This is a genomic window from Mesorhizobium sp. M0276 (genome assembly GCF_040321755.1).
In the GTDB taxonomy this organism is placed as follows: domain Bacteria; phylum Pseudomonadota; class Alphaproteobacteria; order Rhizobiales; family Rhizobiaceae; genus Mesorhizobium.
In genome coordinates, this window is record NZ_JAMYSC010000009.1 from 71667 (window position 1) to 87667 (window position 16001).

General features: G+C 63.2%; 19 protein-coding genes. 12 read left to right on the forward strand and 7 right to left on the reverse strand.

Annotated elements, in window-relative coordinates:
* Positions 1-161: 161 nt before the first annotated feature.
* From NKJ01_RS09415 to NKJ01_RS09435, 5 genes are all read left to right on the forward strand, one after another.
* The gene (locus NKJ01_RS09415; RefSeq protein ID WP_352727554.1) at positions 162-2051 is read left to right on the forward strand and encodes a potassium/proton antiporter; all 1890 of its coding nucleotides are present in this window, start codon (positions 162-164) and stop codon (positions 2049-2051) included.
* 144 nt (positions 2052-2195) lie between these two features.
* Positions 2196-3392 carry a phosphoglycerate kinase gene (locus NKJ01_RS09420; protein WP_352727555.1) on the forward strand — a complete coding sequence of 399 codons (1197 nt, stop codon included), beginning with the start codon at positions 2196-2198 and terminating at the stop codon, positions 3390-3392.
* A gap of 164 nt (positions 3393-3556) precedes the next feature.
* Positions 3557-4582, forward strand: coding sequence for a class I fructose-bisphosphate aldolase (locus NKJ01_RS09425; protein ID WP_352727556.1), 1026 nt, complete (start codon positions 3557-3559; stop codon positions 4580-4582).
* A gap of 219 nt (positions 4583-4801) precedes the next feature.
* Positions 4802-5542, forward strand: coding sequence for a DUF899 domain-containing protein (locus NKJ01_RS09430; RefSeq protein WP_352727557.1), 741 nt, complete (start codon positions 4802-4804; stop codon positions 5540-5542).
* A 59-nt stretch (positions 5543-5601) separates the two neighbouring features.
* A complete protein-coding gene (locus tag NKJ01_RS09435; RefSeq protein ID WP_352604830.1) occupies positions 5602-6315 on the forward strand; it encodes an SGNH/GDSL hydrolase family protein in 714 nt (237 codons plus the stop codon).
* Positions 6316-6345: 30 nt separating this feature from the next.
* Here NKJ01_RS09435 and NKJ01_RS09440 read toward each other — a convergent pair whose 3' ends face one another.
* Together NKJ01_RS09440 and NKJ01_RS09445 are read right to left on the reverse strand one after the other, a co-directional pair.
* Positions 6346-6507: a hypothetical protein gene (locus NKJ01_RS09440; protein WP_023757423.1), complete on the reverse strand. Its 162-nt coding sequence runs from the start codon at positions 6505-6507 to the stop codon at positions 6346-6348.
* Between the two features lie 117 nt (positions 6508-6624).
* A complete protein-coding gene (locus NKJ01_RS09445; protein WP_352727558.1) occupies positions 6625-7572 on the reverse strand; it encodes a ring-cleaving dioxygenase in 948 nt (315 codons plus the stop codon).
* A 309-nt stretch (positions 7573-7881) separates the two neighbouring features.
* Between NKJ01_RS09445 and NKJ01_RS09450 the strand changes: the two genes are divergently transcribed.
* The 4 genes from NKJ01_RS09450 to NKJ01_RS09465 all read left to right on the forward strand — a co-directional run bounded on the left by NKJ01_RS09450 (position 7882) and on the right by NKJ01_RS09465 (position 9887).
* The gene (locus NKJ01_RS09450; RefSeq protein WP_352632787.1) at positions 7882-8049 is read left to right on the forward strand and encodes a hypothetical protein; all 168 of its coding nucleotides are present in this window, start codon (positions 7882-7884) and stop codon (positions 8047-8049) included.
* A 96-nt stretch (positions 8050-8145) separates the two neighbouring features.
* Entirely contained in the window at positions 8146-8736 is a 591-nt protein-coding gene (locus NKJ01_RS09455) for a DJ-1/PfpI family protein (protein ID WP_352727559.1), read from the forward strand.
* A gap of 74 nt (positions 8737-8810) precedes the next feature.
* On the forward strand, positions 8811-9017 hold the full coding sequence (locus NKJ01_RS09460) for a hypothetical protein (protein ID WP_352727560.1): 207 nt from the start codon (positions 8811-8813) through the stop codon (positions 9015-9017).
* A gap of 150 nt (positions 9018-9167) precedes the next feature.
* Positions 9168-9887 (forward strand): helix-turn-helix transcriptional regulator, encoded by a 720-nt coding sequence (locus tag NKJ01_RS09465; protein WP_013529238.1) that lies wholly within the window; start codon positions 9168-9170, stop codon positions 9885-9887.
* Positions 9888-9945: 58 nt separating this feature from the next.
* Here NKJ01_RS09465 and NKJ01_RS09470 read toward each other — a convergent pair whose 3' ends face one another.
* The 3 genes from NKJ01_RS09470 to NKJ01_RS09480 form a co-directional block, all read right to left on the reverse strand.
* Positions 9946-10641, reverse strand: a complete 696-nt coding sequence (locus NKJ01_RS09470; protein WP_023810957.1) for a DUF1013 domain-containing protein — start codon at positions 10639-10641, stop codon at positions 9946-9948.
* A gap of 277 nt (positions 10642-10918) precedes the next feature.
* Positions 10919-11059 (reverse strand): DUF1127 domain-containing protein, encoded by a 141-nt coding sequence (locus tag NKJ01_RS09475; protein WP_352727561.1) that lies wholly within the window; start codon positions 11057-11059, stop codon positions 10919-10921.
* Positions 11060-11240: 181 nt separating this feature from the next.
* Positions 11241-12251 (reverse strand): NAD(P)H-quinone oxidoreductase, encoded by a 1011-nt coding sequence (locus NKJ01_RS09480; RefSeq protein ID WP_352727562.1) that lies wholly within the window; start codon positions 12249-12251, stop codon positions 11241-11243.
* Positions 12252-12364: 113 nt separating this feature from the next.
* Between NKJ01_RS09480 and NKJ01_RS09485 the strand changes: the two genes are divergently transcribed.
* From NKJ01_RS09485 to NKJ01_RS09495, 3 genes are all read left to right on the forward strand, one after another.
* The gene (locus NKJ01_RS09485) at positions 12365-12556 is read left to right on the forward strand and encodes a DUF1192 domain-containing protein (RefSeq protein WP_023757432.1); all 192 of its coding nucleotides are present in this window, start codon (positions 12365-12367) and stop codon (positions 12554-12556) included.
* 87 nt (positions 12557-12643) lie between these two features.
* Positions 12644-13891 (forward strand): MFS transporter, encoded by a 1248-nt coding sequence (locus tag NKJ01_RS09490; protein ID WP_352727563.1) that lies wholly within the window; start codon positions 12644-12646, stop codon positions 13889-13891.
* Between the two features lie 31 nt (positions 13892-13922).
* Positions 13923-14186, forward strand: coding sequence for an ArsR/SmtB family transcription factor (locus NKJ01_RS09495; protein ID WP_023757434.1), 264 nt, complete (start codon positions 13923-13925; stop codon positions 14184-14186).
* A 127-nt stretch (positions 14187-14313) separates the two neighbouring features.
* Here NKJ01_RS09495 and NKJ01_RS09505 read toward each other — a convergent pair whose 3' ends face one another.
* Both NKJ01_RS09505 and NKJ01_RS09510 read right to left on the reverse strand, forming a co-directional pair.
* Positions 14314-14970 carry a glutathione S-transferase family protein gene (locus tag NKJ01_RS09505; RefSeq protein ID WP_352605845.1) on the reverse strand — a complete coding sequence of 219 codons (657 nt, stop codon included), beginning with the start codon at positions 14968-14970 and terminating at the stop codon, positions 14314-14316.
* A gap of 98 nt (positions 14971-15068) precedes the next feature.
* Positions 15069-15905 (reverse strand): alpha/beta fold hydrolase, encoded by an 837-nt coding sequence (locus NKJ01_RS09510; protein WP_352727564.1) that lies wholly within the window; start codon positions 15903-15905, stop codon positions 15069-15071.
* Between the last annotated feature and the right edge of the window lie 96 nt (positions 15906-16001).

The window sequence follows — 16001 nt, forward strand, 5'->3', positions numbered from 1 at the left end:
ACGAGTGCGCCTTGCGCCTTCACAATTGCTGTCCTGGGCACCAAAACATCCGAAAATCAGCGGCATAGGCAAAAAACCACCCCGCTGCCTTGCACTGGTCATGTCTTCGCCCCACTCTGCCGTGAAGCGAGAGAAAGAGGAATTCGAGGGGCAAATCACGGATGGAGCACGCGATCTATCTCGTCACGCTGGTGGGTACAGCGCTTGTCGTCGCCGCCGCCTTTTCGAGCCTGATCGCCTTCCGCTTCGGCGCCCCACTTCTGCTCCTGTTTCTCTGCATTGGCCTGGCCACCGGCACCGACGGTCTCGGCATCCAGTTCGACAATGCCCGCATCGCTTATTTTGCCGGCTCACTGGCGCTGGCCGTCATCCTGTTCGATTCCGGCTTCGGCACTCCACTCAACGCCTTGCGGCAGGCCGCCGGTCCAGCGCTGTCGCTGGCAACCTTCGGCGTGCTTGTCACCACCGGCCTGTTCGGCGCCGCCGCCCACTATCTACTCCACCTCACCTGGCTGGAATCCTTCCTGCTCGGCGCCGCCGTCGCCTCCACCGATGCCGCGGCCGTGTTCTTCCTGTTGCGCGCCGGCGAGATCAATCTGCGCGAACGCGTGCGTTCGACGCTCGAGGTGGAATCCGGCACCAACGACCCGATTGCCATCTTCCTGACCATCACTCTGGTCGAGGTCATCGCCGCTAACGCCAACCCCGAGACCAATGTCCTGGTCACCAGCCTGTTCCTCGGCTTCCTTCTCAACATGGGCCTCGGCGCCGTCGTCGGCGTGCTCGGCGGCCTCGCGATCGTGCGCCTCGTCGACCGGCTCAATCTCGACCACGGCCTGCTGCCGATCTTCGTGCTGACCTTGTCGCTGATGGTCTTTGCCGCGGCCGGCGCCATTGGCGGCTCCGGCTTCCTGGCGGTCTATCTCGCCGGCCTCATCGCCGGCAATTCCGACATCCGCGCCGTCACCATCCTCAAGCGTTTCCAGGACGGCATGTCCTGGCTGGCGCAGATCATCATGTTCCTGATCCTTGGTTTGTTCGCGACGCCGTCGCAGTTCCCGGCCATCATGGTGCCGGCAGTGCTGCTCGGCCTATTCCTGATGTTCGTGGCGCGGCCGATCGCGGTCTGGCTGTGCCTAGTCCCGTTCCGCCTGCCGCGTCCCGAGGTCGCCTTCGTTTCCTGGGTTGGCCTGCGCGGCGCGGTGTCGATCCTGCTCGCCATCACCCCGCTGCTCGGCGGCCTGGAAAACGGCCGCGTCATCTTCAATACCGCCTTCATCATCGTGCTGGTGTCGCTGGTCATCCAGGGCTGGACGGTCGGACCGCTGGCCCGCCGCCTCGGCTTGATCGTCCCGGCCCGCCTTGGCCCGCTGGACAAGGTCGAGCTGGAACTGCCGGGCTCGGCCCACCACGAGCTTCTTGCCTATCGCGTCGCACCCGGCAGCCCGGTAGCGCGAGGCGAGCGCATCCCGCGCTGGGCACGGCCTTCGCTGGTGCTGCGTGACGGCCGCTCGATGCGCTTCCAGGACATGGGCCGGCTCGCCGCCGGCGACCAGGTCTACATCTTCGTGCCGGACCGCTATCCGCGCCTGCTGGACAAGCTGTTCGCCAGTCGCGCCGTGGTCGATCCCGAGGACGCCGATTTCTTCGGCGCTTTCGCCGTCGATCCTGCACGTTCTGCCGCCGAACTGGAAATAGCCTATGCGCCCGGCCTCACCGACGTGGAGCAGCAAATGACCGTTGGCGCGCTGGTCACGGCGCGGCTCGGCGGCCATGCCGAATATGCCGACCGGGTGCTGATCGGCCCGATCGAACTGATCGTTCGCGACGTCGACGACAAGGGCAAGATCACTGGCCTCGGCCTTTCCTTCGAACCGACCGCGCCGGTGGCCCGGGTGCCGGTTTTCCTCAGCGCCGGCGAAATCGCCGACCGTCTCTCCACCTTCATCCGCAACTGGCGCAAGCCTACCGAGACGCGAGCGGCCGAGGCGCGGGCGGACGAGATACCGACCCCGGAACCCGCGCCCGAAAAGGCGGCGCCCGGAAACTGACAGCTTCGATTGCCGGCACTGCCGTTCATCCGCCTGCGGCACGAAATCGTGCCGGCTTCAAAAATTCGTTTCGAACCCGGGCTAAGCCTTGCATCATCGTTGGCGCGGGGTATGGTCGCCCGATTTTTCGCGAAAGGAACCCGCATGGCCGCCTTCAAGACACTCGACGATATCGGCAACATCAGCGGCAAGCGCGTGCTGGTGCGCGTCGACCTCAACGTGCCTGTCGCCGAAGGCAAGGTCACCGACGCTACCCGCATCGAACGCATTGCACCGACCATCGCCGAACTGTCCGGCAAGGGCGCCAAGGTCATCCTGCTTGCCCATTTCGGCCGGCCCAAGGATGGTCCTTCGCCTGAATTTTCGCTGGAGCCGATCGCCAAGGCGACGGCCGACTTGCTCGGCCGCCCCGTAGGCTTCGCCAGCGACTGCGTCGGCGGTACCGCGGCAAGCGCCGTCGCCGCCATGAGCGAGGGCGATGTGCTGCTGCTTGAAAACACCCGCTTCTACAAGGCCGAGGAAAAGAACGATCCGGCTTTCACCGAAAAGCTTGCCGCCAATGGCGACATCTTCGTCAACGACGCCTTTTCCGCCGCGCACCGCGCCCATTCGTCGACCGAGGGGCTGGCACATCTGCTGCCGGCCTTCGCCGGCCGCACCATGCAGGCCGAGCTCGAAGCGCTGGAGAAGGGCCTGGGCAATCCGGTCCGTCCCGTCGTTGCCATCGTCGGCGGCGCCAAGGTCTCGACCAAGATCGACCTGCTGATGAACCTGGTAAAGAAGGTCGACGCACTGGTCATCGGTGGCGGCATGGCCAACACCTTCCTGGCCTCGCGCGGCACCGATGTCGGCAAATCACTGTGCGAGCATGATCTCGCCACGACCGCCAAGCAGATCATGATCGAAGCGGCAGAGGCCAGCTGCGCCATCATCCTGCCGGTCGACGGCGTCGTGGCCAAGGAATTCAAGGCGGGCGCGGCCTGCGAGACCGTCGCCATTTCGGACGTGCCGGCCGACGGCATGATCCTCGATGTCGGCGCCAAAACCGTAACGACCATCGGCGAATGGATCGACCGCGCCGCGACGCTGGTGTGGAACGGCCCGCTCGGCGCCTTCGAGATCGCACCCTTCGACCATGCGACGGTGGCGGCGGCCAAGCACGCGGCTCAGCGCACCAGGGCCGGCAAGCTGGTCTCCGTTGCCGGCGGCGGCGATACGGTGGCGGCCCTCAACCATGCCGGTGTCGCCGACGACTTCACCTATGTCTCGACAGCCGGCGGCGCCTTCTTGGAATGGATGGAAGGCAAGCCGCTGCCCGGCGTCGATGTGCTGAAACGCTAGACGCTCTTGGCGTCGCGGAACGCGGGAAACGGATAAGCCGATCAACACATGGAGAGAACGGGCAAGGTCGCCCGAGACTTTCAATCGATTCGAGCTTTCCGAGGCTCTTCCTTTGGCGGTAGACTTCCCTTAAGCGCGGAACGAACCCCTTCAGGAGAAGCAAAATGAGCGAACGTCTCGAAGACATTGCCGCCGCGATCGTCGCCGATGGCAAGGGCCTGCTGGCAGCCGATGAAAGTTCCGGCACCATCAAGAAGCGCTTCGACGTCATCGGCGTCGAATCGACCGCCGATAGCCGCCGCGACTATCGCGAGATGATGTTTCGCGCCCGGGACGCGATGACCCGCTACATTTCCGGCGTCATCCTCTACGACGAGACGATCCGCCAGAAAGCCGCCGACGGCACGCCGCTGGTCGACATCATCAAGGCTGCTGGCGCCATACCCGGCATCAAGGTCGACGCCGGCGCCAAGCCTCTGGCCGGCTTTCCCGGCGACACCATCACCGAGGGCCTCGACGGCCTGCGCGAGCGCCTTGCCGAGTACTACAAGCTCGGCGCCCGCTTCGCCAAATGGCGCGCGGTGATCGACATCGACCAGGCCAAGGGCGTGCCCTCGGCCAATTCGATCAGCTCTAACGCCCACGCACTCGCGCGCTATGCTGCTCTTTGCCAGGAAGCCGGCATCGTGCCGATCGTCGAACCGGAAGTGCTGATGGACGGCGCCCACGACATCCACACCTGCTATGACATTTCGAAGGCGACGCTAATCAAGCTCTATGACGAGCTCCATGCGGCGCGAGTCGTCCTCGAAGGCACCATCCTGAAGCCCAACATGGTGCTGGCCGGCAAGAGATCGGGCAAAGTGAGCAGCCCGGAAGAAGTCGCGGAAAAAACCATAAAACTGTTTCGCGAGACCGTGCCGGCAGCCGTGCCGGGCATCGCCTTCCTCTCCGGCGGCCAGGCGGACGAGGAAGCGACCGCCAACCTCAACGCCATCAACGCCATCGGCCCGCACCCATGGAAGCTGACTTTCTCCTACGGTCGCGCGCTGCAAGCCGCGCCCCAGAAAGCCTGGAGCGGCAAAGCGTCGAACGTAGCCGCCGGCCAGGCCGCCTTCACCCATCGCGCCCATATGAACCATCTGGCGGCGCTTGGAAAATGGAAGGCGAGCCTGGAACAAGCAGCCTGATTGCAGTCCTTCTGTCTTCCGTCGAGCCCGGGCCATGCGCCCGGGTTTTTGTTTGTGTGCCGACTTGGGGTGGAGTGTCTGCGTCCTTATTTCCCTTCCGCGCTGGAGCATGATCCGGAAAAGTGGAATCCGGTTTCGGAAAAAGGCTCAACCAAACAGTCGACATGTCGGCTTTCGCCCATCCCGAACGTCCTTGGGATGACAGACAGGGAGAGATTCATGCATCGCAGCAAGGTTGTTTCGCGCGAAGACTGGTTTCAAGCGCACAAGGCTCATCTGGCGCGCGAGAAGGAACTGACGCGGCTTCGCGAGCGGATCGCGGCTGAGCGGCGTGAACTGCCCTGGCTGAAGATCAGGAAGGACTATGTCTTCGAGACCGAGCAAGGGCCGAAGAAACTGACCGACCTGTTTGCCGGCAACAGCCAGCTGATCGTCTACCACTTCATGTTCGGGCCGGGTTGCGGCCATCATTGCCTGGGCTGCTCGTTCCTTGCCGACCATATCGACGGCGCCAATCAGCATCTGAGACATCACGACGTGTCTCTGGTCGTGATCTCCCGCGCGCCGCTGGCGGAACTTCTGCCCTACAAGCAGCGCATGGGCTGGAAATTCGACTGGGTGTCGTCCTATGCCTCGGATTTCAATTTCGACATGCAGGTCTCTTTCACTGACAAGCAGATCGCCGCCGGCAATACCACCTACAATTTCGAGACCCGTCCCAGGACATCGAAGGAGCTTCCCGGCACCAGTGTTTTCTACAGGGACGAGACCGGCGACATCTTCCTCACCTTCATGTCGCGCGCTCGCGGCGGCGAGTCACTGATCGGCACGTATGACTATCTCGATATGACGCCGAAGGGCCGCAACGAAAACGGCCCGTATCACAGTTTGATGGACTGGGTACGGCTGCATGACGAATACCAGGAGGGACGGGCGGCAAAGCCGAACTGCTGCGACTGAAGGCTTTCAACCGAGCACAGACTTGCGCTAAGTCTGCCCCGATCGTTAACGGTATTGCCATGCGCTTCCCGGCCCTTCTCACCTGGCTTGCTTACCCGGTATATGTCTGGCAAGGCCTCGGCGTGCGCCGCCGCACGACGCGCATGCTGCCGGCGCAGGGGCCGGTCATGCACGAAATCGCCGGCATAGCGCCGGCGATCTCGCTTCTGGTGCTGGGCGATTCCTCCGCCGCTTCGGTCGGCATCGGCAATTCGGAAAACGGGCTTGCCGCACAACTCGCCGTGCTGATTGCGCAAAACACCGGCCGCGCCGTGCGCTGGCGAGCCGCCGGGTTCAATTCGGCAACATCGGGCCAGATCCGCGACCATGTCCTGCCCAACCTGTCGGCCGATCCATGGACGCACATCGTGCTCGCCATCGGCACCAACGACACCAAGAATTTTCATTCCGTGCCGCGCTTCAAGAAGGAATTCGGCGGCCTGCTCTATGCGCTCCGTGCCAAATGGCCGGAGGCGCGGGTGGTATGGTCGCCGGTGCTGGAGTTCACGCGGGCGCCGGCAATGCCGCCGTTGCTCGGCAAGATCCTTGAGATCCGCGCCATCGACATGAACCGGATGGGCGAACGCCTCTGCCTGGAGCGCGGCGCGGTGCCGGCGTCGCGCCTGCCCATCGCCAATCCCGAGGCCGGCTTTGCCTCAGACGGCTTTCACGCCTCGGAAGCAGGCTACCGCGCCTGGGCCGAGCATCTCGTCGACCCGGTGCTTGGCGGCTGAAGGTTGACGCGGCCGCCCGGCAGGCGAGGGCTATGCCCAGTGCCCAAGCACGGCCGTTATCGAAATCGCGGCCATTGCCAGCAGCGCCAGCTTCCAGAAGTCGCTGCGCCGTTTCAGTCCCGGCCAGCCGAGCGGCTTGATCAGCTGAATGACCATGATGCCAACAATGACGAGCGCGAGCAGTTTCGACATGCCGCCTTTGACCAGCAACGCGGCCGGCTGTCAAAGCACCTCGTTCGTTGCCTGAGAAAGAATGGGCGTCGCGATCCCGAACCGGAACGCGGCGCCCGCCCTTGGCCGGGAGGCGGCCTATTTCAGCGGCTTGAGGCCGGCCTCGATCGAGGCGCGCTTCGGTTCGAGGAACGGCGGCAGGGCGAGGCTTTCACCCAGCGCTTCCAGCGGCTCGTCAGCGGTGAAGCCCGGCCCGTCGGTGGCGATCTCGAACAGGATGCCGTTCGGCTCGCGGAAATAGAGCGAGCGGAAGTAATAGCGTTCGACCTCGCCGCTCGAAGGCAGCCGGAATTCGGCCAGCCGCGCCGTCCATTGATGCAGCGTCTCCTGGTCCGGCGCCCTGAAGGCGACATGGTGAACCGCACCGGCGCCTTGCCGTGCCGGCGCTAGGCCCGGCTGCACCAGAACATGCAATTCCGCCGCAGGCCCGCCGTTGCCCATTTCGAAGACGTGAACCTGGCCCTCCGGCGAGGCATACTCGCGTGCCTTGCGCATGTTCATTACCCTGGTCACCACCGCCTCGGTGTTGGTGACATCAGGAACGCTGATGACGATCGGCCCGAGCCCGCGGATCTGGTGTTCGGCCGGCACCGGGCTCTGCGCCCAGGGATGGCTGTCGCCCTTGCCGCCGTCGCTAATGAGCCGCAGGCGCTGGCCCTCCGGGTCCTCGAAATCCAGACTGGGGTAGCCACCGATGTCGGCGATCTCTCCTGTTACGATGCCTTCGTCTGCCAAGTGCTGCTTCCACCAGGCAAGGCTCTCCTGGCTACGGACCCTGAGGCTGGTCCGCGCAATGCTGTGGGTACCGCGCCGCTCCCGTCCAACCGGCCAGTCGAAGAAGGTGAGATCGGTACCCGGTGTGGCTTCGCCATCGGCATAGAAGAGATGGTAGGCCGAAGTGTCGTCCTGGTTTACGGTCTTCTTGACCAGCCGCAGACCCAGCACCTTCGTGTAGAAGTGAACATTGCCCGGCGCGTTGGCGGTGATGGCGGTCAGATGGTGGATACCTGTCAGTTGCAAGCTCATGGTCGTCTCCCTGTTTTGGGGAAGAATTTTCTCGCTTCATATCAGAACTGCGGCCACGTTGCTGAAGGCCTGCCTATCCGGACGGTCCGTCGCCGCAGAATGAACAATAGCGTCTTGATTTAATTGCCTCGGTGAACAATTGGATAGCTGTGGCCCTGCCGCGGGCAGAATGCGATGCAGCGAAAGCTATGCTTTCCTCGGGCGAGCGCGGCGGCCCGAACTATCATCGCATGCCCTGCCATCCTCCTGACAGACTGCTGTCAGGAGGGGTATGCGATAGTGTCTCCATCAGAAGAGAGGAGACCAGCCATGAACGGTTTTACCATTTTGCGCGGTATGCAGCACTATGTCGGCAAGATCCGGACGATGCGCAACGAGATCCGCACCCGGCGGCTCATGAACTCGCTGCCAGCGGACATTCGCAAGGATATCGGCTGGCCGGACATGTATGCCGACCGTGGCTTTCGCGGCAATTGAGACGAATTTTTCGACCCTGCGGTTGGATGTGGGCGCTGCGACGCCCAGATAAGAAACCAAATAGCAGGTTTGGCGCGCGAGGGATGGAGCGAGCTTATGCCCGAACAGAAGACAATCGGCTTTCTTTTCATCGAAGGTTTTGCCGACTGGGAGTACGGGCTGCTGGCGGCTTCGGCGGTCGAATGGTTCGGCGCCCGCGCCGTATCGCTAGCGCCTGACGGCAAGCCGGTGACCGGCATCAGCGGCTTTCGGCTGACGCCTGACCGTTCGGCCGAGGCGGACGAGAATACCGATCTCGATGCCATCGCCGTCATCGGCTCCGATCTGTGGTTCGGCAAGGCGCCCCCGGATGCGGCGGAACTGCTTACCGCCATTGCGTCGCGCGGCGGCGTGGTCGGCGGTATCTGCGCCGGCACGCTGGCACTGGCCCGTGCCGGCCTGTTCGAGAAAGCCAGGCACACCAGCAATGGCCGCGACTGGATCAACGGTCATGAGGCCGGCTATGCCGGCGACAGCAATTATCAGGATGTGCCGTATGCCGTGGCTGACGGCAAAATTGTTTCCGCGCCCGGTTCGGCGCCAGGCACCTTCGCGCTCGCTTTTCTCAACGCACTCTATCCAGAAAGAGGCAGCGACCTCGCCCAGATGCGAACGCTGTTCGCCAAGGAGTATGCTGAAGCCTCCTGACAGTATGCTGTCAGGAGGGGCGTGCGATGGTGCGACTATCAGACACTGCGCATCGGCGGTCGAAAGGACGATCGATGAAGAGTTGGAACGGCAGATTGAACACACCAGGCATCAGCGGCGCGAAACCGACGCCGCGCACGATGGCCGGCGCAGTCGAAGGTCAGCCGATGCTGCGTGCGTTGCGCATGCCGCTCGCCATCGAGCATGGCGTCGAAGTGACATGTCCGGTCACCATAGGCTATCATCTGCGCATCCCTTTCTGGCGCGTGCTTGATGCGTAGACGTAGACAACGAGTAAACTGTCCTTCGGCGCGGAATTCGTCGCCACGCAGCGCAAGCGCGAAGGGCTGAAGCCGTAATGCATGTCATCTGGAAGTGGATCCGGTCCCGGAGCCACGCCATGCATGGGAACAACGCTGGGGAAGCAAACGATGCGCCGCGCCGACAGGCTCTTTCAGATCGTGCAGCATCTGCGTGGTGGCCGTCTGGTCACCGCTCAGAAGCTCGGCACGTGGCTCGAGGTTTCCGAGCGAACCATCTACCGCGACATTGCCGACCTGCAGTCGACCGGCGTGCCGATCGACGGCGAGGCCGGCGTTGGCTACATGATGAGGGAGGGTTTCGACCTTCCGCCGCTGATGTTCACGCGTGACGAGATCGTCGCGCTGGTTGCCGGCGCCCGCATGGTGCGCGCCTTTGGCGGCGCTGCCATGGCGCGCGCCGCCGACGAGGCGCTGGTCAAGATCGGCGCCGTGCTGCCCGACGCCGAAAAGGACCGTATCGCCCGCACCGAGATCCACACACCGATGTGGGTGGTCAGCGATGCCGCGCGCGAAGCGATCGACCTGATCGAGCGCGCGGTCGAAAAGCGCCAGGTGCTGACCATCGACTATTCGGACGAGGCCGGCCGCGGAACCGCCCGCGATATCCGCCCGCTTGGCCTGTGGTTCTGGGGCAAGGTGTGGACGCTGGTCGCCTGGTGCGAGATGCGCGATGATTTTCGCGCCTTCCGCATCGACCGCATCGCCTCGGTGGTCATCGCCGGCCGTATCTTCAAACCGGAGCGCGGCAAGCAGCTTGCCGACTTCTATCGGGCTGTGGAGCGCAGCGAAGATTACGGCATGGCGCCGGACCGCGCCGCGCGCAGCTGAGAAAACGGCACAAAAAAGCCCGCTCGAAGCGGGCTTTTTCCATTGGGCGTGCGACGTCTCACTCGTCGTCGTCATTGTCCGTGTTCTTCGACTTCAGCGCCGAGAGCTTGGCGAACACGGCGTTGGCATCGAGTTCGGCATCCTCGTCCTTCGGTTTCTCGGGAGCCGGCACCAGCCGCTCGGTCAAGGCCGCCGGCAACAGCGTGTCACCGACCGGCTGCGCCTGTTCGCGACCGCGCGAGGCGCGATTGACTTCCATGTCGAGGTCGATCTGCGACGCAAGGCCCAGCGTCACCGGGTCCATCGGCTGCAGATTGGCCGAATTCCAGTGCTTGCGCTCGCGGATCTGCTCGATCGTCGACTTGGTGGTGCCGACGAGGCGCGAGATCTGCGCGTCCTTGAGCTCGGGATGGTTGCGCACCAGCCAGAGAATTGCATTCGGCCGGTCCTGGCGCTTCGAAAGCGGCGTGTAGCGCGGACCCTTGCGCTTGGATTCGGGCACCCGCACCTTGGGGTCCGAAAGCTTGAGGCGCTGGTTCGGGTCTTTCTCGGCGCGCGCGATCTCGTCGCGGGTCAGCTGGCCGGTCATGATCGGGTCCATGCCCTTGATGCCTTGCGCCGATTCGCCGTCGGCGATCGCCTTGACCTCGAGCGGATGCAGCCCGCAGAACTGCGCGATCTGCTCGAAGGAAAGCGCGGTGTTGTCGACCAGCCAGACGGCGGTCGCCTTGGGCATAAGCAGCGTATTGGCCATTTAAAAAATCCTTCTCGTTCGCCCGCGTTCCCGCGCGGGCGGTGGTTTAGAGCCACCAAAATGGGAAATTCGCGGCCTGTATAACCGTTCCATTGTTGTTTCGCAATGTTTTTGGAAGCAATGACTGGATGGCGCTCCCGCCATTGCCGCGAGCGAAACTGCGCCCAAAACGACAAAACCCGCCGGACTGCGTCCAGCGGGCTCGGAACCGCGACGGAAAACCCGTCTGATGCGGCTCTGGCTTGCCAGGCGTGACCTTCGCAGGTCACGCTCGACGTTAGATGGCCCTGCGGGCGATCTTTTCGATGTCGCCTCGGTTGATGCCGAGGTCGCTGAGCTGACGTGCGTTGAGGCGATCCAGTTCGCGGACGGTCTCGGTGTACATACGCCAGTTACGGTAAGCGCGGATCGGGTTCATGGTAGTCCTCCAAATCAGTGTTCGTTTTGATAATGCTCAAATAGGCATCATCGATGAGGACTTGAATGGCCGATTTTGCATAGCAATGATGCAAATGGTGCATTGCAGCATTAAACAACTGTTCATCTTGTAGGCAGTGAGGCGCACGCCCAGGACAAATCCGGATTCAAGTGATCCCGGCCTAGCCGACGTCGAGCACGATCTTGCCGATATTCTCGCCGTCTTCCATGCGCTCATGAGCCCGCCAGGCTTCGCTGAGCGGGAAGATCATGTCCATCACGGGAGCGATCTTGCGCGTACCGAGCAGTGGCCACACCTGCGCTTCCAGTGCCGCCGCGATCGCCGCCTTGAACTCGACGGTGCGAGGCCTCAGCGTCGAGCCGGTGTGGACGAGCCGTTTGACCATGATCTTCGAGAAATCGGCGCTCGCCACCGCGCCGGCCTGCACGGCAATCTGGACGATACGACCTTCGACCGCCGCGGCTTCGTAGTTGCGCGCCACATAGTCGCCGCCGACCATGTCGAGGATGACATTGGCGCCCTTGCCGTCCGTCGCCTCTTTCACCGCGGCGACGAAGTCCTCCTCGCGATAGTTGATCGCGCGATCGGCGCCGAGCTTCATGCAGGCATCGCATTTCTCCTTGCTGCCGGCGGTGGTGATGACATAGGCGCCGAAGGCCGAGGCAAGCTGGATTGCCGTGGTGCCTATGCCGGAGGAGCCGCCATGGACGAGCAGCGTCTCGCCGCGCTTCAGACCGCCACGCTCGAACACATTGTGCCAGACGGTAAAATAATTTTCTGGCACTGCCGCCGCTTCGGTGTGGGTGAAGCCGGCCGGCAGCGGCAGCACGCTGCCGGCATGAACCTTGACATATTCGGCATAGGCGCCACCAGGTGTGAGCGCGCAGACGCGGTCACCAATGCGCCAGCGCGATGTGTCGTCGCCAACGGCCGCCACTTCGCCCGACGCCTCGAGGCCCGGCAGGTCCGACGCGCCGGGCGGCGGCGGATAGGCGCCCTTGCGCTGCTGGATATCGGGCCGGTTGACGCCGGCGGCATGCACCTTGATCAGTATCTCGCCGGGACCGGGCTGCGGCACGTCGCGCGTTTCCGGCTTCAGCACCCTTGGGCCACCCGGCTCCGAGATCGCAATGGCCGTCATTCTTGCGGGAATTTTCTGTCCGCTCGCCATGAGATCTCCCGTCTTTCCTCGCCGTTATCCGATCGGCTGTTTGCATCGACGCCCCTGCCCTATGTATGCTGATTGCCAAATCAGGCAAATGGCCAAATCAGGGAGGAGCGACGATGGCGATCTTCGACGACGAACCCAAGAAGGCGCGCCCGCACGAGATCGGGCAGGACCTGTCACTGCTTTCCGTCGGTGAATTGTCGGAGCGCATCGGCATCCTGCGAGACGAGATCGCCAGGCTGGAAGCTGAGCTCAAGGCCAAGGACACCACCAAATCGGCTGCCGAGGCGCTGTTCCGCCGCGGATAGAAGCGCCGGCGAAAGTCCGCCGCCGAAAAGCCCGAAAGCGGCTGTCTCCAGACCCTGCGCCCTGTCAAACACGAGCCGGATCAAACAATGTTCGCAACCTACCGCCCGATCCTCTCACTGCTTCGCGGCACCGCCTTCCTGCTGGCGGCGTCCGGATTGCATGGGCTGTTGCTGCCCCTGCGCGGTCAGCTGGAAGGCTTCTCGACAGCATCGCTCGGTCTGATGGGCACGGCCTGGGCCGGCGGCTTCGTCACCGGTTGCTTCTTTGCGCCGCGCATCGTGCGCCGCGCGGGCCACGTGCGCGCCTTCGGCGCCTTTGCCGCGTCGGGCGCCATCGTGGCGCTGCTCACCGGTCTGATCATCGACGAATATGTCTGGATCCTGCTGCGCGCCTTCACCGGCTTCACCATGGCCGGCGCCTTCATGGTCATCGAAAGCTGGCTGAACGAGAAGGCCAGCAACGAGAATCGCGGCACCGTCTTCGGCCTTTACATGATGGTCACCTATGCCTCGATCATGGGCGGGCAGATGATCGTCGCCGGCGGCGACGTGAAATCGGCGTCGCTGTTCATGATCACGGGCATCCTGTTTTGCCTGTCGCTCATTCCGACCGCGGTTTCGAGCGCCTCCCACCCCAAGCCGCTGCAGGATGTCTCGCTCGACGTCAAAGGCCTTTATGTCAACTCGCCGGTTTCGGCGGTCGCATGCGTGTTGATCGGCATCGCCAACGGTGCCTGGGGCACGCTAGGCGCGGTCTATGGCGCCCGCATCGGCATTTCCACCGCCGAGATCGCCCTGATGATGAGCCTTGTGGTCGTTGCCGGTGCCGCCATGCAGCTTCCGGCCGGGCGCCTGTCCGACCAGACCGACAGGCGTTTCGTGCTGGCGGGGGCGGCTTTCGGCGCGGCCTTGTTCGCGCTCATGATCTTCCTGTTCGAGCCACGCTCCGGCGTCTTCGTCATCGTCTTCACCGCAGCCTACGGTGCCTTCGCCTATACGCTCTATTCGATCGCCGTGGCGCATGCCAACGATCACGCGCGCTCGGAGGATTTCGTCAAGGTGTCGGGCGGCCTGTTGCTGCTCTACGGCTTCGGCACGATGATCGGGCCCTTGCTGGCAGCGGCCCTGATGGGCTGGATGCGCCCGGAAGGCCTGTTCCTGGCGACCGCCTTCGCGCATCTCTGCCTGGCTGGCTATACGCTGCTGCGCATCAGCCGCCGCGCCCCGGTGCCGATCGGCGATCGTGATGCCTTCAAGACGCAGCCGGCCGACCGTTCGGTGACGCCGGAAGCATTGCGGCTTGATCCCAGAAGAAAAGCAGAAGCAGACGGTTGAGATTCGAAAGGCTTTGCCCCACAAATAAGGCATGATGTTTTCCGACGCCTTCATGGCGATTGCCGATCCCAACCGGCGCCATCTTCTGGAAGAACTTCGCCGCGGCCCCAAAACCGTCACCGAACTGGCTGCCGGCTTGCCGGTCTCACGTCCAGCCGTGTCGCAACATCTGAAAGTGCTGCTCGATGCCGGCCTGGTCAATGCCAAGCCGGAAGGGACAAGACGCGTCTATGCCGTGAGCAATACCGGCTTCCTCAAACTCAACATCTGGCTCGATCAATTCTGGGAAAACTGACCAGCTCGCGGCAGGTGGCTGACCGAAGCAGGCCCGCGCGACAGCCGATCGACCATCTTCCGCCGCGCCGGGTCGGCGAGTGCCTGGACCATCCAGCCGAGCTGGGCGGGATCGTGCAGCATCGCGATCAGCCGTTGTTATAGGGGAAGAACTTGAAGTAGGGCTGGGCCTCCTCGATCACCCGGGCGAACGATGGCCGCTGCAGCAGCCGGTCGTGATAGCGCTTCACGGCCGGGTAGTTGTCGCCGAACGGCTCGACCTTGTTTGCATAGAACAGCGCGGGGGAGGCCGCGCAATCGGCCATGGTGAAGGCGTCGCCCATCGCCCAGCTCTTCGAGCGCATGTCCTCTTCGATGATGGCGTAGGAGTTGCGCAGCTGAGCGCGGGCCTGCTCGACGCCGAACGGATCGGTCTTGTCCTGCGGCCGCAACCGGTCGCCGACGATCTTCTGCATAGGCTCCTGCACATAAAAATCATAAAAGCGGTCGGCCTGGCGGACTGCCAGCGCCAGGTCGACGTCGGCTGGAACGAGGGCAACCGGCCCCGGATAGTGCGCGGCCAGATATTCGATGACGATGGTCGATTCCAGCACCGTGCGGTCGCGCGCATCGTCGCGCAGCGCCGGCATCTTGCCGGTCGGCGAAATCCTCAGGAAGGCCGCGCGCGACTCGGCATCGCCAAGATCGACGATATCAGGCGTAAACGGCGTGGCGTTCTCATAGAGCGCGATCAACGGTTTCCAGCAGAAGGAGGCCAGCGGATGGAAATGAAGCGTGAGGGACATCTTTTGCTCGTCTGTCTCGTGGTTTGTCGATGGCTGGCGCTGTTCTGTTTGCCAAGGGTAAACAATGAAGCATTTACTCATCCGTCAAGACTCGCCGATTAATTGGCCTGGATGTGAGCGACGATGGCTGCGGATATCTCCGTCCAGTCGTCCGGATGCAGCTCATGGCCGCCGCCTTCGATTCGAATGATTTTCGCGCCGGGCACAGCCTTGGCCAGCGCCTCGCCATGCTCGATCGGAAAGATCGGATCCGCCGTGCCATGGATGACCAGCAGCGGCGCCGTCATCTCGTGCAGCCGGCCCTTCCATGCGTCACCGCCCCGAAGCATGAAATGGTTGGTCGCGCTCAGGAAGCCGCCGGAATGATCGTAGTCCCGCTCAACGAAGGCACGCATCCGGGCCTCATCGAATGGGTGCGCGATGCTGGCGATCGCCCTCGCATCCCTGACGATGAAATCGATGACCTGGCCACGATCCGACCAATCGACCTTGGCGCCCTCGGTCGAATGTTTGATATAGGCATCGCTCGTCTGCGGCAGATGCGAAGTGTCTGTCCCCACCGGCGAACTGCTGATCACGGTCAGCGACGCGACGAGGGATGGGTGCTTGAGCGCCACAAGCTGTGCGATCATGCCGCCCATCGACATGCCGGCGACATGCGCCTTGCCAATGCCGTGCTGGTCGAGGACATGCATCGCATCGTCCGCCATGTCGTCGAATGTGTAGGGCGGCTCGCCCGGCTTGTATTTGGTCGAACGGCCGGTATCGCGATTGTCATAGCGGATCACGAACAGGCTGGCATCGGCCAGTTTCCGGCACAATGCTTCCGGCCACCAGAGCATGGAGGCCATCGCTCCCATGATCAGCAGCAGCGGTGGGTTTGCCGGATCGCCAAAAGACTCGGACATGATTATGGGACGTTCGATCGTCGTCATGGCGCAGTCTCCCTCTTCGCAATACTGATTGCATTTTGCAATCGGTTGCACGATAATAAAACTGATACGATAATGCAACCGGTTTTGGAGAAGAAA

Excerpts from the sequence above, each read along its gene's own strand:
- NKJ01_RS09415 (WP_352727554.1), top strand. The coding sequence starts at position 162 with ATGGAGCACGCGATCTATCTCGTCACGCTGGTGGGTACAGCGCTTGTC.
- NKJ01_RS09420 (WP_352727555.1), top strand. The coding sequence starts at position 2,196 with ATGGCCGCCTTCAAGACACTCGACGATATCGGCAACATCAGCGGCAAG.
- NKJ01_RS09425 (WP_352727556.1), top strand. The coding sequence starts at position 3,557 with ATGAGCGAACGTCTCGAAGACATTGCCGCCGCGATCGTCGCCGATGGC.
- NKJ01_RS09430 (WP_352727557.1), top strand. The coding sequence starts at position 4,802 with ATGCATCGCAGCAAGGTTGTTTCGCGCGAAGACTGGTTTCAAGCGCAC.
- NKJ01_RS09435 (WP_352604830.1), top strand. The coding sequence starts at position 5,602 with ATGCGCTTCCCGGCCCTTCTCACCTGGCTTGCTTACCCGGTATATGTC.
- NKJ01_RS09440 (WP_023757423.1), bottom strand. The coding sequence starts at position 6,507 with ATGTCGAAACTGCTCGCGCTCGTCATTGTTGGCATCATGGTCATTCAG.
- NKJ01_RS09445 (WP_352727558.1), bottom strand. The coding sequence starts at position 7,572 with ATGAGCTTGCAACTGACAGGTATCCACCATCTGACCGCCATCACCGCC.
- NKJ01_RS09450 (WP_352632787.1), top strand. The coding sequence starts at position 7,882 with ATGAACGGTTTTACCATTTTGCGCGGTATGCAGCACTATGTCGGCAAG.
- NKJ01_RS09455 (WP_352727559.1), top strand. The coding sequence starts at position 8,146 with ATGCCCGAACAGAAGACAATCGGCTTTCTTTTCATCGAAGGTTTTGCC.
- NKJ01_RS09460 (WP_352727560.1), top strand. The coding sequence starts at position 8,811 with ATGAAGAGTTGGAACGGCAGATTGAACACACCAGGCATCAGCGGCGCG.
- NKJ01_RS09465 (WP_013529238.1), top strand. The coding sequence starts at position 9,168 with ATGCGCCGCGCCGACAGGCTCTTTCAGATCGTGCAGCATCTGCGTGGT.
- NKJ01_RS09470 (WP_023810957.1), bottom strand. The coding sequence starts at position 10,641 with ATGGCCAATACGCTGCTTATGCCCAAGGCGACCGCCGTCTGGCTGGTC.
- NKJ01_RS09475 (WP_352727561.1), bottom strand. The coding sequence starts at position 11,059 with ATGAACCCGATCCGCGCTTACCGTAACTGGCGTATGTACACCGAGACC.
- NKJ01_RS09480 (WP_352727562.1), bottom strand. The coding sequence starts at position 12,251 with ATGGCGAGCGGACAGAAAATTCCCGCAAGAATGACGGCCATTGCGATC.
- NKJ01_RS09485 (WP_023757432.1), top strand. The coding sequence starts at position 12,365 with ATGGCGATCTTCGACGACGAACCCAAGAAGGCGCGCCCGCACGAGATC.
- NKJ01_RS09490 (WP_352727563.1), top strand. The coding sequence starts at position 12,644 with ATGTTCGCAACCTACCGCCCGATCCTCTCACTGCTTCGCGGCACCGCC.
- NKJ01_RS09495 (WP_023757434.1), top strand. The coding sequence starts at position 13,923 with ATGATGTTTTCCGACGCCTTCATGGCGATTGCCGATCCCAACCGGCGC.
- NKJ01_RS09505 (WP_352605845.1), bottom strand. The coding sequence starts at position 14,970 with ATGTCCCTCACGCTTCATTTCCATCCGCTGGCCTCCTTCTGCTGGAAA.
- NKJ01_RS09510 (WP_352727564.1), bottom strand. The coding sequence starts at position 15,905 with ATGACGACGATCGAACGTCCCATAATCATGTCCGAGTCTTTTGGCGAT.